General features: G+C 39.9%; 15 protein-coding genes. 6 read left to right on the top strand and 9 right to left on the bottom strand.

Annotated elements, in window-relative coordinates:
- Positions 1–630: a 4'-phosphopantetheinyl transferase superfamily protein gene (locus tag GR160_RS16590; protein WP_160751013.1), complete on the bottom strand. Its 630-nt coding sequence runs from the start codon at positions 628–630 to the stop codon at positions 1–3.
- Between the two features lie 81 nt (positions 631–711).
- On the opposite strand from GR160_RS16590, the gene ahcY reads away from it, so the two are divergent.
- Both ahcY and aat read left to right on the top strand, forming a co-directional pair.
- Positions 712–2,028: an adenosylhomocysteinase gene (ahcY, locus tag GR160_RS16585; protein WP_160751012.1), complete on the top strand. Its 1,317-nt coding sequence runs from the start codon at positions 712–714 to the stop codon at positions 2,026–2,028.
- A 186-nt stretch (positions 2,029–2,214) separates the two neighbouring features.
- Positions 2,215–2,853, top strand: a complete 639-nt coding sequence (aat, locus tag GR160_RS16580) for a leucyl/phenylalanyl-tRNA--protein transferase (protein WP_160751011.1) — start codon at positions 2,215–2,217, stop codon at positions 2,851–2,853.
- A 152-nt stretch (positions 2,854–3,005) separates the two neighbouring features.
- On the opposite strand, the gene GR160_RS16575 is transcribed toward aat, so the two are convergent.
- From GR160_RS16575 to GR160_RS16550, 6 genes are all read right to left on the bottom strand, one after another.
- On the bottom strand, positions 3,006–3,902 hold the full coding sequence (locus GR160_RS16575) for an AraC family transcriptional regulator (protein WP_160751010.1): 897 nt from the start codon (positions 3,900–3,902) through the stop codon (positions 3,006–3,008).
- 62 nt (positions 3,903–3,964) lie between these two features.
- Entirely contained in the window at positions 3,965–4,786 is an 822-nt protein-coding gene (locus tag GR160_RS16570) for an SDR family NAD(P)-dependent oxidoreductase (RefSeq protein WP_160751009.1), read from the bottom strand.
- Positions 4,787–5,030: 244 nt separating this feature from the next.
- Complete coding sequence (locus GR160_RS16565) at positions 5,031–5,432, bottom strand: hypothetical protein (RefSeq protein WP_160751008.1); 402 nt, start codon at positions 5,430–5,432, stop codon at positions 5,031–5,033.
- 416 nt (positions 5,433–5,848) lie between these two features.
- The gene (locus tag GR160_RS16560) at positions 5,849–6,358 is read right to left on the bottom strand and encodes a hypothetical protein (protein ID WP_160751007.1); all 510 of its coding nucleotides are present in this window, start codon (positions 6,356–6,358) and stop codon (positions 5,849–5,851) included.
- A gap of 100 nt (positions 6,359–6,458) precedes the next feature.
- The gene (locus tag GR160_RS16555; protein ID WP_202390806.1) at positions 6,459–8,015 is read right to left on the bottom strand and encodes a ribonuclease E/G; all 1,557 of its coding nucleotides are present in this window, start codon (positions 8,013–8,015) and stop codon (positions 6,459–6,461) included.
- Between the two features lie 416 nt (positions 8,016–8,431).
- Positions 8,432–8,722 (bottom strand): HU family DNA-binding protein, encoded by a 291-nt coding sequence (locus GR160_RS16550; RefSeq protein ID WP_116789754.1) that lies wholly within the window; start codon positions 8,720–8,722, stop codon positions 8,432–8,434.
- A 131-nt stretch (positions 8,723–8,853) separates the two neighbouring features.
- Between GR160_RS16550 and mutY the strand changes: the two genes are divergently transcribed.
- Genes mutY through gldD form a run of 4 tightly spaced genes read left to right on the top strand, consistent with a single transcriptional unit; the run spans position 8,854 to position 12,242 of the window.
- Positions 8,854–9,891, top strand: coding sequence for an A/G-specific adenine glycosylase (gene mutY / locus GR160_RS16545; protein ID WP_160751005.1), 1,038 nt, complete (start codon positions 8,854–8,856; stop codon positions 9,889–9,891).
- A gap of 50 nt (positions 9,892–9,941) precedes the next feature.
- The gene (locus tag GR160_RS16540) at positions 9,942–10,367 is read left to right on the top strand and encodes a single-stranded DNA-binding protein (protein WP_160751004.1); all 426 of its coding nucleotides are present in this window, start codon (positions 9,942–9,944) and stop codon (positions 10,365–10,367) included.
- A 22-nt stretch (positions 10,368–10,389) separates the two neighbouring features.
- Positions 10,390–11,673 carry a gliding motility-associated protein GldE gene (gldE, locus tag GR160_RS16535; protein ID WP_160751003.1) on the top strand — a complete coding sequence of 428 codons (1,284 nt, stop codon included), beginning with the start codon at positions 10,390–10,392 and terminating at the stop codon, positions 11,671–11,673.
- On the top strand, positions 11,670–12,242 hold the full coding sequence (gldD, locus tag GR160_RS16530; protein WP_160751002.1) for a gliding motility lipoprotein GldD: 573 nt from the start codon (positions 11,670–11,672) through the stop codon (positions 12,240–12,242). The genes gldE and gldD overlap by 4 nt, the downstream gene beginning before the upstream one ends.
- Before the next feature lie 40 nt (positions 12,243–12,282).
- Here the strand turns inward: gldD and GR160_RS16525 are convergent, their stop codons facing one another.
- Together GR160_RS16525 and GR160_RS16520 are read right to left on the bottom strand one after the other, a co-directional pair.
- Positions 12,283–12,873, bottom strand: coding sequence for a hypothetical protein (locus GR160_RS16525; RefSeq protein ID WP_160751001.1), 591 nt, complete (start codon positions 12,871–12,873; stop codon positions 12,283–12,285).
- Positions 12,874–12,875: 2 nt separating this feature from the next.
- The gene (locus GR160_RS16520; RefSeq protein ID WP_160751000.1) at positions 12,876–13,814 is read right to left on the bottom strand and encodes a mevalonate kinase; all 939 of its coding nucleotides are present in this window, start codon (positions 13,812–13,814) and stop codon (positions 12,876–12,878) included.
- Positions 13,815–13,892: the final 78 nt, after the last annotated feature.

Raw genomic sequence — 13,892 nt, 5'->3', positions numbered from 1 at the left:
TTACCCAAGGCAGTATACCAGGGTAAAATCTTCAATCTCTTCAAAGAAAAAAGGATATTGTTCCTTTATCTCCTCAAAATCAACCTTTGCCACCCCACCTGCATCTTCCATTAAAAACAGAGGCACCTCAATGTTTTGCTTAAAACTAAGCCCACTGCGCGATATCATTTTATAAACCGCCTCTTTTACCCCCCACAAAACTATAAGCTTGCGCACATATTCGGTAAGATGTGTAGGGTCTAAATAGGCAAACTCCGTCTCTAAAAACTTCTCGGCAATGGTAATTACTTTTTCGCGCCTCAGCTCCATATCGATCCCTACATTTTGACGGCTTACTATTATAGCCGAAAAAGAATAAGAGTGTGTAATCGATATATTCATGCCATCCGTTAGGTGCGGCTTGCCTTCGGCATCATAAAACAGGTCAAAGTCAGAATACCCTATCTCCTGCAAAAGCATTCGTACTCCCAAAAAGGCTTTTCTGTGCAATTCAGACTTCATTCCGCTCATTCTAAGCACACAGGCATCTTTAAGCTTTACAGCTGCATATAAATCTTCCAGGCTCTCAGTATTCTTCCAAACCAACAGCCGGGTACCGTCATTAATAGTAAAAGATTTATATAAAGGCATTTATTAGGTTTATAAAGGGTACAAATAAAACCAATTTACTAAATTTGCAAAAATTTTTGCTAATACAAATATACAATATTCATGAGTACTACAACAACGCCTTTTGTGGCTTATAAGGTAAAGGATATTTCGCTTGCGGAATGGGGACGAAAAGAAATACAGCTTGCAGAGGCCGAAATGCCGGGGCTTATGGCACTTCGCAGTGAGTTTGGCGCACAGCAACCCCTTAAGGGTGCGCGTATTGCAGGATGCCTGCACATGACAATTCAAACTGCCGTACTTATAGAAACCCTTGTGGCTCTTGGTGCAGAAGTTACCTGGAGTTCTTGTAATATTTTTTCTACACAAGACCATGCTGCTGCTGCAATTGCCGCTGCCGGAATACAGGTTTATGCATGGAAAGGCCTTAACGAAGAAGAGTTTGACTGGTGTATAGAGCAAACCCTGTTTTTTGGCGAAGACCGTAAACCACTTAACATGATCCTTGACGATGGTGGCGATCTTACAAACATGGTATTTGACCGTTTTCCGGAGCTTGTTGCCGAAATTAAAGGCTTAAGCGAAGAAACTACTACAGGTGTACACCGCCTTTATGAAAGAATGAAAAACGGAACATTGCTTGTTCCTGCAATAAACGTTAACGACAGCGTTACAAAATCTAAATTTGACAACAAATACGGCTGTAAAGAAAGTGCTGTAGATGCAGTGCGCCGCGCTACTGATCTTATGCTTGCAGGTAAACGTGTAGTTGTGTGCGGTTATGGCGACGTAGGTAAAGGTACAGCCGCTTCGTTCCGTGGGGCAGGATCTATTGTTACGGTTACTGAAATAGACCCTATTTGTGCACTACAGGCTGCTATGGACGGTTATGAAGTTAAAAAACTGGATACCGTTATTGCAAACGCCGATATTATTATAACTACTACCGGTAATAAAGACATCGTGGTAGGCCGCCATTTTGAGCAAATGAAAGATAAAACAGTTGTTTGTAACATTGGCCACTTTGATAACGAAATTGATATGGCATGGCTTAATGCCAACCACGGAGCAAGTAAAGTTGAGATCAAGCCTCAGGTAGACAAATATACTATTGCCGGTAAAGACATACTTATACTTGCCGAAGGCCGTCTAGTAAACCTTGGCTGTGCAACAGGCCACCCAAGCTTTGTAATGAGTAACTCGTTTACAAACCAAACACTTGCACAATTAGAGCTTTGGGCTAACAGTGCAAACTATAAAAACGAAGTGTACATGCTACCTAAACACCTTGACGAAAAAGTAGCATCGTTACACCTTGCCAAACTGGGTGTAGAACTTGAAACGCTTAGCGAAGGCCAGGCTGCTTACATTGGTGTGGCTGTAGAAGGTCCGTTTAAACCGGAATACTACCGTTATTAATTCTTAGATTTTAGAGTTAAGATTTTAGATTGAACTCGATTCTAAGTTTAATTCGTAATTATAGCAACCCCTACGACTTTCGTGGGGGTTTTGCTTTTTAAAGAAAACGCTTATAATTTTGCACTACTAATTATCGTTCTGCTTTTTTAATATTGCCTAACTTTATAATGCTTTATACCATTTACTATGTACTATTTATCGCGTGAGCTGTTTTTCCCTCCGGTTAGTTATGCCTCGCCCGAAGGCATTATTGCCATTGGCGGAGACCTTAGTCCCGAAAGACTGATGCTTGCCTACAGTAATGGTATTTTTCCTTGGTTTGAAGATGATGAACCCATATTATGGTGGAGCCCTCCGGAGCGCATGGTACTGTTTTTTTGCGACCTCAAGGTTTCTAAAAGCATGAGAAACATACTGAACCGAAACATGTTTACGGTTACTTTTAATACTGCCTTTAGAGATGTGATAAGCAACTGCCGCACCGTTAAGCGCGACGGACAGCCCGGCACATGGATTACTCCCGAAATGGTTAATGCCTATTGTAAACTGAACGAACTTGGCTATGCAAAATCAGTAGAAGTATGGTATGACGGACAGCTTGCAGGCGGATTATATGGCGTAGACCTTGGTCATATTTTTTGCGGCGAAAGCATGTTTTCTTTAATGCCCAATGCCAGTAAAGTGGCATTTATTGCCCTTGCAAAAAAACTGGAACAGGAAAACTACAGGCTTTTGGACTGCCAGGTGCACAACGACCACCTTGAAAGCCTTGGTGCCTCAGAAATTTTAAGAGAAGATTTTTTGGAAGTACTTCGGGGTGCATAAAATTATTGCGGCAACACAAAAGACAACATTTACAAAAAAAGATTGCTTCGTAACTTGCAGTGACGATGCGTAAAAAAAGCAATCTGTAAACTTTGAGCCTCTACTACATATTTATGCTTACAATATTTAAAGTATTCCCACAGTAACAAACCTTAATTTAAAAACTGGTTTCGATACGCTACAGGTGTTAGCCCGGTTTCCTTTTTAAACAGCCGCGAAAAATAGGGCGGATTTTCAAACCCTAACACATAGGCTGTTTCAGCTACAGTGTTTGCAGTACTTTGCAGCATGTTCTTAGCTTCGGCGATAAGAAAAATATGTATAAGCTCTAACGCGGTCTTCCCGGTTTCCTGTCTTAGCAAATCGCTCAGATAGCGCGGTGAGGTATTTAGCTCTTCTGCCATTTGTTTTACATTGGGCAGCCCGTTAAGCTTTAACTTTCCGCTATCAAAATAAGACGTTAGCAATTCATTAAATTTAGATACTGTTTTGCCCGAAAGCTCTGTACGGTTAATAAACTGCCGCTTATAAAAGCGTTGCGAATATTTAAGTATCGAATCTATGTGCGTAAGTATAATATCGCGGGTGTACTCGTCCTGGGTATTATTATATTCGGTTGTAATCTTTGTAAAAAGTTCCCATATAATTTCCTCCTCACGGGGCGAAAGATGCAGTGCCTCATTCGCCTCATAATCAAAGAACCCATACTTTTTAATATCATTGTGCAGTATGTGTCCGTTAAGGTAATCTTCATGCACATAGATAATAAAGCCCCGCTCTTCAAGCTCTACATCTTTAATCTCTACGATCTGTCTGGGTTTTATAAAAGACAACGACCCATTTTCATGGTCATAGCGTGTGCGCCCGTAATTAATAACACCGGCTTTCATCTTTTTAAACATAATAGCATAAAAATCGCTCGTAAAAGCCCCTTCGGTTATATCACAAGGATTAAGCTTTTCGCATTCCACAAGTCCCAAAAAAGGATTTTCGGGTGCAGGAAAACCCGCATCGCGGTTCAGTTCGCTAATACTGGTATAATGTTTCATAACATAAAAAGGTAAAGCAGTGCCCGGAATTGGGCACTGCTAATTTACAAAATAATGACATATTAATTTCCGTGTGCAGCAACAGCTACTTCATCCCATTCGTTCCATTCGGCAATACGGCTTTCATAAACCTGTTTAGCCCATGGCAGCGTGTGTTTACCTAAAAACAGGCGTAATGGAGGCTGTTGTGCATCTACCAGTTTAAGTATAGCTTCAGATGTAGCTTCCGGATCGCCATAAAAACCATCCTGCTGTGCAGTTTCGGCAAAAGACTGGCGCAGGTTGTCATACACCTCTATTGGTTCGCTTTGCACAGCACTTGAACCACCCCAGTCGGTAGAATATCCGTTAGGCTCCACCAACGATACGTTGATTCCAAACTGTTTTACTTCCTGGGCAAGTGTTTCGCTAATGCCCTCAACCGCCCATTTAGAAGCGTTATAAACCCCAAGCAACGGCAATGTAACAATGCCCAAAATACTGCTTACCTGTATGATATGCCCATGTCCCTGAGCCCTGAATACCGGAAGAATGGCCTGGGTTATCCATAGCAAACCAAAAACGTTGGTTTCAATTTGGTTGCGGGCTTCGGTTTCAGTGGTTTCTTCGATTGTTCCAAAATGTCCGTAACCGGCATTGTTGATTATAGCGTCTATAGTACCAAAGTGTTCTTTAGCTTTTGCAACGGCTGCAAGACTGTCGGCGCGATTGTTCACATCGAGTTTTACAGGCAGTATAGCATCACCATATTGAGCCACAAGATCGTTAAGTGCATCTGTATTTCGGGCGGTGGCCACTACCCTGTCTCCGCGTTTTAAAAAGGCTTCTGCCCATAGTTTACCAAATCCTCTTGAGGCTCCTGTTATAAAAATTGTTTTAGACATGACTGTTATTTTTATTGTTATTGATAAGGCAAAGTTATGCCCTCAATGCGCCATGCTTCTTATACAGATGAGCGGAAAGATGATACAGAATTACGGTTGGGGTATTGGGAAATAGGTAAAAGGTATTGGGTAAAGGGTTTTAGGTATTGGTTGAAAGATATTCCATTTCGAACGTGGCGAAGTGGAGAAATCTCTAATTATTATTACAAGAGATTTCTCCTATCGTCGAAATGGAACACCAGTACTAATTCATACTAAACTGTATAACAGGGCCGTCGCCGCTTTCGTTGGTATCGGTAAGCACCAAAATACCGTTGTTTACAGTATAATCATATTTTTGGAACTCGCCCTCGGCTACATTTATAGAAACATAGTTGCTTTGTGCAATTACGCTATAAGTACCCGACGCCAGCATGTAAGGATATTCATCCTGAACAGTGTTGTTTACTGTAAGTGTTGCGCCGTTATTGGTAAACGTCCATGTAATATCGCCCTCTTCGAGCACGGGCAAAACATCCATAAAGGCGGTATAGGTATCCATATTCCAGCTACCGTTAAGGTTGCTGTTGCCGTTTGCATTATCGTCGTCGTCAGAACATGCACACAACATAACCGTGCAAAGCAAAAGTGTAAGTATCTTTTTCATGGCTTTTTCTTTTTTGTTATACCTAAATTTAATAAAAAGCTAAACAGCAGAGTATTAAAGATATATTAAAGCCAGGCTAAAGGTTGTGCATGGGGTTAAAAACTTTTTACCGAATATATCTAAATTTATATGTACGGCTATTTTAAACCTGTAAGGTTTTATAAACACAGGTATTAGGAAGATAATTTTGTACTGTAAGCTAAGTTCCAAAGGGACGATATGTTTATAGTCTATAAATACAAGAGGTTACAAAGCCCCGGAGGGGTGGCATATTAATTTTTCAAATGCCGCTTCTACGAAGCTAACAGAAATCACATACATTTTTCTATAGACATGTCGCTCCTAACGGAGCTGAACTGACCTTATTCGTGTTCCGAACACTAATGTTTTGTAAACCTTGTAGCTATTAAACCATACTATTCATGAATTTTAGACATAAAATTAGTACACACATCAGGATTAAGTTCTATCCAACAATTTAAAATTATCAACGCATTAGTTAATAATTGGTGGTCTCGTGCAACATCTTTTTCGAATCTTCCAGGAAATTTCCCTCCGTGAAAAAGATTATTTCTAATAATTCTTATAAAGAAAGAGAGGTTCTTAGCGAATGAAAAACGACTATTAAAACTGGTGTCTTTCCATTCAAGTTCATTACCTGCCACTATTTGCTGTTTTGGAGGAGCATTCTCTATATATTTAGCTGCCTCTAACAAATCGGTTTTTTGACTTAAGCAATAATTAAATTGATTTTCAACCGACTTTATAAATTTTCCCCAATCAGGTTCGGCATGTCCACGTGGACTAATAACAAATCCAGACCTTTTTAGAGAATACTCAAATCTCGAAAAAACAATAAAAAAATCAAAAACTAATTTAGCGTCTTTTTCATGAAACTCCGATAAAAATTGTTCAATATTATGCATTTAGTATTTTCCACAAACATACCTAATAAATTTTAACATAAAACACAGAAAACCTCATCCAAACAAAAAAACCGCCCTTACATCAGTAAAGGCGGTTTTGCTATTCTGCGATAGCGTTTCCTTTGCTATCAAAAAAGTGGTATTCTAAATACGTGTAAGCGTCACGTGGTATAACTTTTATCCATTTTTTGTGCTCTAAATACCATTTAGTGCGAATGGACGGGAAACCCTTAGTTAAGTAGGCTGCCACAAACGGGTGGGCGTTTAGCGCTACTTTTTTATGGTTCCTCAAAATTCTTTCAAGGTCGGCCGATATGCGGTCTATTACTAATATTGGGGCTTCGATCTCCGAATTTACATTGTTCGGGTCTTCCTCCTTAGTTTTAATATTTACCTCCGGTCGCACCCTTTGCCGTGTAATTTGCACAAGGCCAAATTTACTCGGTGGCAGGATCTTGTGTTTAGCTTTATCGTCGCTCATCTCTTCCCTCAGGAAGTCAAAAAGTTTCTTACGGTTGTCGGGGTTAGACATATCTATAAAATCGACAACAATAATACCTCCCATATCTCTCAACCTTAGCTGCCTTGCAATTTCGGCAGCAGCAATAAGGTTTACTTCCAGGGCAGTATCTTCCTGGCTCAGGGCCTTGTTAGAACGGTTTCCGCTGTTTACGTCTATAACGTGCAGCGCTTCTGTATGCTCTATAATAAGGTAGGCGCCTTTGCTCATAGATACCGTTTTGCCAAAAGAGGTTTTTATTTGCCTTTCTATATTGTATTTTTCAAATAAAGGCAGTTCCTTACTTTGGTAATGCTTAACGATATTGGCTTTATGGGGAGCTATCTCCTGCAGATACTCCTTGGTTTGATAAAACAGGTCCTCATCATCTACATAAACACCTGTAAAGGTGTCATTAAATACGTCGCGAAGTATAGATGAGGCTTTGTTAACCTCGCCCAATACTTTGCTTGGATGATGGGCACTTGGAATGCGCTTGCACATACCTGTCCATTTATCGAGCAGGTTTTGCAGGTCGCGATCCAGTTCTGCAACTTTTTTCCCTTCGGCTACTGTTCGCACAATAACACCAAAGCCTTTTGGCCTTATAGACTGCACGAGCCTTTTAAGGCGGTCTTTTTCTTCTTTGCTCTCTATTTTTTGCGAAATAGATATCCTGTCAGAAAAAGGTACCAGCACCACATAACGGCCTGCCAGCGAAAGCTCAGAGCTTATGCGCGGCCCTTTGGTACTGATGGGTTCTTTTACCACCTGAACGAGTACCGACTGGTTGGCGCTAAGCACATCTGCTATGGCACCATCTTTATCGATCTCTTTTTCAAACGGAAAAGATTTAAGGGAATAATCTTTTAATTTACCTGCGCTTACAAGTTTTAAGAATTTCAGCAAAGAAGGGAGGTTAGGCCCAAGGTCGTGATAATGCAAAAATGCATCTTTTTCGAAACCTACGTTTACAAACGCAGCGTTAAGGCCGGCCACAGGTTTGCGAATTTTGGCAATAAAAATATCGCCCACGCTAAACTTGCTTTTGTCTTCCTTTTCTTTGTGTAATTCTATTAGTTTTCCATCTTTTAATAAGGCAAAATCTACGGCGTCAGAACCAGACCTGATAATCAATTCTTTGTTCACACTGTACATTTTTATCCGCTTTTAAGGTTGCTAGTTATTGGTTGATGGTTGTTAGTTCCTTTTGGTAATTGAGAGCTTCTCAACAACCGGCAACCAACAACCATCAACTAAACCACCACCCAATTGCAGATGGATTAAATAATAATTTACAGGTATTTTGTGTACCCGGGGAAATAAGTTTCCGGTCTCAGTTATCAGTTTTCAGGGAGCACAGGGCAATCTAAAATCTGAAATCTTTAATCTGAATTCATTTCCATTTCAATGAACTTTTAACTTAAAAAAGAAAAAAGTAGTTTACACTACTTTTTCTTTTTGTGACGGTTAGCTCTTGCACGTTTTTTACGTTTGTGCGTTGCTACCTTATGTCTTTTTCTTTTTTTACCACTTGGCATAATTAGATAAGGAATTGGTGGTTAATACTAAATTTATTTTACTTCGGTGTTTGTTTTAACTCCGTCTACAAATATTTTTGCAGGCTTAAATGCCGGAATATTATGAGCAGGTATTTTGATCGTGGTGTTTTTAGAAATATTTCTTCCTGTTTTCTCAGCACGCGTTTTGATGATAAAACTTCCGAAACCTCTTAGGTATACGTTATCTCCGGTTTCTAATGATGTCTTCACTTCTTCCATGAAAGACTCAACTGTTGCTTGTACATCTCCTTTTTCAAGACCCAGTTTCTCCGAAATTTTCGCTACGATGTCTGCTTTCGTCATTTTCTTACTAAATTAATGATTGTGTATTTTTTTGAGTGTGCAAATATATGAATTAAAAAAACAATAATTCAAGGTTAATGTATTAAAATTTAATAACATAAACTTTTACTTTTGCAAACTACCGCATAACAATGAATTTTTCTAAGTCTTTAATAGCTTGGTATTTGCAAAATAAACGCGATTTACCATGGCGAAAAACACCTCAACCTTACCCTGTATGGCTATCTGAAATTATGCTGCAGCAAACGCGTGTAGCACAGGGATTGCCCTATTTTTTACGTTTTATAGAAGCCTTTCCCACTGTTCAGGATATGGCCAATGCTCCCGAGGAGCACGTACTCAAACTTTGGCAGGGGCTGGGTTACTATAGCCGCGCACGCAACCTGCATGCAACAGCTAAACAGGTAGCTTTCGAAATGAACGGAAACTTTCCGGGCAGCTATGCAGGCCTGTTAAAATTAAAAGGGGTGGGAGATTATACGGCCGCGGCCATTGCATCCATTAGCTATGGAGAGGCGGTACCCGTGGTAGACGGCAATGTATATCGTGTACTGTCGCGCTATTTTGGCATCGACACCGATATTTCTCAAAACAGTGCAAAAAAACAGTTTACAGAACTGGCAGCATCATTACTGCCAAAAGACAGCGCCTCAACATTCAACCAGGCCATAATGGAGTTTGGAGCGCTGCAATGCACACCTAAAAGCCCCGATTGCGGCATTTGTATATTTAATAAAGAGTGTGTGGCTTTTACAACAGGGCGTGTAAACCAGCTACCTGTAAAACTAAAGAAAACTAAAGTGACCAACCGCTACTTTAACTACCTTATTATTAAAGATGGTGCAGGCAACACTATTGTAAACCGCCGCAGCGAAAAGGGCATTTGGCACGGGCTCTATGAATTCCCGCTACTTGAAACCGAAACCCTGACAACTGAAACCGAAACTATCGAACGCATAAGCAACTTTAAAACCTTGGGTTTTACTCCTGAAAATATAGAGTTGCTGCACCGTGATATTATTATACACAAGCTGTCGCACCAAAAACTGCACATACGCTTCTGGCAAATAACAACCAGCCTTACCCTTCCTGGAGGCGTTGATACTGAGCATGTAAAAACCTACCCCTACCCTATAGTAATTCATAATTTTATGGAAAGCTATTGGTAATAACAGATTTATTTTATTAAATTTGATAGAACACTTTAAAAAAACATGCCATGAACGGTACCTTAAATAAAGTAATGCTTATAGGGCATTTGGGCGATGATGTAAAGATACATTACTTTGAAGGAGGCAACTGTATAGGGCGGTTTCCTCTGGCTACCAACGAGGTTTACATCAACAAAGCAACCAACGAAAAAATTACAAGCACAGAGTGGCACAACCTTGTGGTGCGCAACAAAGCTGCCGAAATTTGCGAAAAATACCTTAGTAAAGGAGACAAGATATATATAGAAGGCCGTATAAAATCGAGGCAATGGCAAGGGGAAGACGGTCAAACCAAATATACCACCGAGATACAGGTAACAGAGTTTACCTTTCTTAGCGTAAAGAAAGAAATAGATCCTGCCCACAAACAACCCGAACCTGCCAAGGTTTATGACATGCCTCAGATTCCTGCAAACGACGACCTGCCTTTTTAATGTTTAACTAATACCCACTGTTTTGGACCCCGGCCCCACGAGTTATATAAGTATAGATTACAACCTTATTGCAGGCTTTGCAGGCATTATGCTCCTGCTTTTATTTTCGGCTTTTATATCAGGCACAGAGGTAGCGGTGTTTTCGCTCTCACCACAGGATCTTGAAAAAATAAATACCACTACTCCAAAAAAAGGCAATGTTATTTCTCAATTGCTTCAAAAGCCAAAAAAGCTTTTAGCAACCATTGTACTCACAAACACATTCATCAATATTTCTATCATCATCTATTTTTTTAAAATGGATGCTTTCTCGGCCATACATACTCCCTGGCTTAGGTTTAGCATAGAGGTAGCCGTAATTACACTGCTCATACTGCTATTTGGCGAAGTTATACCAAAAGTATATGCTGCACGCAACAACAGCCGTTTTGCGGGAGCAGTGGCTTACCCCCTGTATATACTAAACAAAGCTTTATCACCCATTAGCATACCGATGCGCGAGGTAACACTTTGGCTCAATAAAAAATTCGGGGTTCAAAAATCAGAACTGTCTGTAGACAGGCTCTCTCAGGCATTGGAACTTACCGATTATGGCGATGCTAACACTGAAGAGCAAAAAATACTTGAGGGCATAGTAACTTTTGGCAATACAGAAGCCCGGCAGGTAATGACACCCCGCATGGATGTTTTTGCCCTGAACATTACCGAAGCCTTTAGTGTTGTACTTCCAAAAATCGTGTCCAATGGTTTTTCGCGCATACCTGTATATCGCGACAGTATAGACACCATAGAGGGTGTACTGTTTTTAAAAGACCTTATACCCCATATTGACAACGATGAATTTCAATGGCAAAATATTTTGCGCGAACCTTTTTTTGTACCCGAAAATAAAAAGCTCGATAATTTATTAAAAGAGTTTCAGTCTATGAAAAACCACCTTGCCATAGTGGTAAATGAATATGGCGAGACCGAAGGCGTAATATCTTTAGAAGATATTCTTGAGGAAATAGTGGGTGATATAAGCGATGAGTTTGACGACAGGAATATTATTTTTTCTAAAATAGACAATAACAATTACCTGTTTGACGGAAAGATAGGGTTGAAAGATTTTTACCGCATTACCGATGTTGACGACGAAATTTTTGAAGAAGCAAAAGGAGATACCGAAACTCTTGCAGGATTTGTGCTGGAGCTAAACGGCAATTTTCCTGAAAAAGGACAAAAAATTAACTTTAATGGCAATATCTTTACCGTCGAATCTGTTGATAAGAGAAGGATAAAACAAATTAAGGTTACGCTGGCATGAAGATCATAAATAAATTAACGGGAGTTGTAATGGTTACTGCTTTAAGCTTGGTTAGCATTGGCTGTAAAGACGAAACAGTACCCAAACCTAAAGCTTATTTAAGGCTCGACTATACATTAGGCGAGTACAAGCCCTTTAATAACAGTTGCCCCTATACTTTTGCCTATAATGACATTGCACGGGTTAAAGACAAAGGCCAGTGTAATTTTACTATTGAATATCCTAAAATGAAAGCTACTGTTTACCTTACCTACAAACCGGTAAACAACAATTTAGAGAAACTGCTTCGCGATGCCGAAAAGCTAACGTATGAACATGTTATTAAAGCCGATGACATCAACTCGCAGCCTTTTATAAATAGTACAGACAAAGTGTATGGCATGTTCTCTCAGGTTGGGGGCGACGCCGCCACCAATGCCCAGTTTTATGTAACCGACAGTACGCGCCATTTTTTAACCGCTTCAATGTATTTTTATGCCAAACCTAATTATGACAGCGTAATGCCTGCGGCAGCCTACATTAAAGAAGACATGAGAACCCTTATGGAAACCGTGAAGTGGAAAAAGTAATGCGTGAAGATGTTTATATCTTATAATCTATAGCAGAATATTACTTATTACCTTCCTCCTTTAATTTTCCGCTTGCCACTAATACGGTAAAAACAATCGTAGTAAACATAAACAGGTGCAGCAGTAATGCAACGGCAAACATCCAGCTATCAGGAGCAGGCCAGCCCCAAACCCACGGCATGTTTATTTTGTATTGAGACAGCAATATAGGAAAAACATTAAACGAGTTTAAAAGCACGAGTAACGCTATAACACTAACTGCAATTTTATTTTGCTTTATTTTAGGAATCCAAAGCAATTGTGTGGCAATAAAGAATATTAGAGGTGTAAGCCAGTAAATATAGAAGTGTTCGCCCAAATAGAGTTTAGGCCCACTACTTATTAGATAATCTCCGGCAGGTTTTGCAGTTGTTGCAGTGTAGGCATCTAATATCCAGAAAAGCGCATACAATATTCCGGCTATCCTTACAATTTGTATACCCGCAGCAACAAACAGTTTTTTAAGCTGAGGCATTTTTTTAGGCTTTACAAAAAGCATGGCAGGAGCCAAAAAGCCAAAACCTACAAAAAAAGTGCGCAACAGTATTACAATTGCCGAACTTACTGTTGATGAATTATCGAGCCACAACATAATTAAAATTGGTAAACCACCTCAACCTTATGGCCTGTCAGGGCCTGTTTTGCTTTCTCAATATCCGGAGCAAATCCAAGAATATAGCCACCACCGCCAGATCCGCAAAGTTTAAGGTAATAATCGTTAGTTTCTAAACCTTTTTGCCACAGTTCATGAAACTGGGCAGGTATCATGGGTTTAAAATTATTAAACACCACTTTGCTCAGCTTTTTGGTGTTAGAAAAAAGCGCCCTCGCATCGCCTTGTAAAAAACTTTCTATAGAAGCATCGGTGTACTTTAAGAACTGGTTTTTTATCATAGCACGGAAACCTTTATCCTTAAGGCTCTCCATAAATATTTGCACCATAGGCGCGGTCTCTTTTACAATACCGCTGTCAAGTAAAAATATGGCACCCTTGCCTTCAAGGTTTTGCATAGGTATGCCTGTAGCCTCTATGCTGTCGTGAGAATTTATAAGAATAGGAATACTCAGGTAGCTGTTAAGCGGGTCTAAGCCTGAACTGGTGCCGTGAAAATACGACTCCATTTTACTGAAAATCTTTTTAAGAGTAAGCAGTTTTTCCTGGGTAAGGTTCTCAAGTATGGTAATCTTGTTTTCGGCATATTGGTCATAAATAGCAGCTACCAAAGCACCACTGCTGCCAATGCCATATCCCTGCGGAATACTACTGTCAAAATACATCCCTGCCTCTACGTTAAGTTTTAGCGTTGCAAGATCGAACCTTACCAGTTCCGGCTCTTCGGCCTGAAGCTTTTCAAGATGGCCTACAAACCCTCTAAGGCTGTTGTTCGATTTTTTTGCAGCTTCGCTTTCAGTATCGTCTACCTTAAGCCCACCGTTGTAAAAATTATACGGAATAGACAAACCCTTGGAGCCCTTGTTAATGCCATGTTCTCCAAAGAGCAATATTTTAGAATAAAATAACGGTCCTTTCATTTGTAGGGGATGTATGAAGATCTATTTTGTATATAAAGGTACGTAAAAAAGGCTACTTTGGTTTTACTTAACAAATGT

Origin of the sequence: Flavobacterium sp. Sd200 (genome assembly GCF_009826935.1) — a bacterium.
Taxonomy (GTDB): domain Bacteria; phylum Bacteroidota; class Bacteroidia; order Flavobacteriales; family Flavobacteriaceae; genus Flavobacterium.
This window is presented reverse-complemented; position numbering and strand designations above follow the sequence as displayed.

What these genes read in the sequence shown, in the direction of transcription:
- GR160_RS16590 (WP_160751013.1), bottom strand. Translation starts at nt 630, where the DNA reads ATGCCTTTATATAAATCTTTTACTATTAATGACGGTACCCGGCTGTTG.
- ahcY (WP_160751012.1), top strand. Translation starts at nt 712, where the DNA reads ATGAGTACTACAACAACGCCTTTTGTGGCTTATAAGGTAAAGGATATT.
- aat (WP_160751011.1), top strand. Translation starts at nt 2,215, where the DNA reads ATGTACTATTTATCGCGTGAGCTGTTTTTCCCTCCGGTTAGTTATGCC.
- GR160_RS16575 (WP_160751010.1), bottom strand. Translation starts at nt 3,902, where the DNA reads ATGAAACATTATACCAGTATTAGCGAACTGAACCGCGATGCGGGTTTT.
- GR160_RS16570 (WP_160751009.1), bottom strand. Translation starts at nt 4,786, where the DNA reads ATGTCTAAAACAATTTTTATAACAGGAGCCTCAAGAGGATTTGGTAAA.
- GR160_RS16565 (WP_160751008.1), bottom strand. Translation starts at nt 5,432, where the DNA reads ATGAAAAAGATACTTACACTTTTGCTTTGCACGGTTATGTTGTGTGCA.
- GR160_RS16560 (WP_160751007.1), bottom strand. Translation starts at nt 6,358, where the DNA reads ATGCATAATATTGAACAATTTTTATCGGAGTTTCATGAAAAAGACGCT.
- GR160_RS16555 (WP_202390806.1), bottom strand. Translation starts at nt 8,015, where the DNA reads ATGTACAGTGTGAACAAAGAATTGATTATCAGGTCTGGTTCTGACGCC.
- GR160_RS16550 (WP_116789754.1), bottom strand. Translation starts at nt 8,722, where the DNA reads ATGACGAAAGCAGACATCGTAGCGAAAATTTCGGAGAAACTGGGTCTT.
- mutY (WP_160751005.1), top strand. Translation starts at nt 8,854, where the DNA reads ATGAATTTTTCTAAGTCTTTAATAGCTTGGTATTTGCAAAATAAACGC.
- GR160_RS16540 (WP_160751004.1), top strand. Translation starts at nt 9,942, where the DNA reads ATGAACGGTACCTTAAATAAAGTAATGCTTATAGGGCATTTGGGCGAT.
- gldD (WP_160751002.1), top strand. Translation starts at nt 11,670, where the DNA reads ATGAAGATCATAAATAAATTAACGGGAGTTGTAATGGTTACTGCTTTA.
- GR160_RS16525 (WP_160751001.1), bottom strand. Translation starts at nt 12,873, where the DNA reads ATGTTGTGGCTCGATAATTCATCAACAGTAAGTTCGGCAATTGTAATA.
- GR160_RS16520 (WP_160751000.1), bottom strand. Translation starts at nt 13,814, where the DNA reads ATGAAAGGACCGTTATTTTATTCTAAAATATTGCTCTTTGGAGAACAT.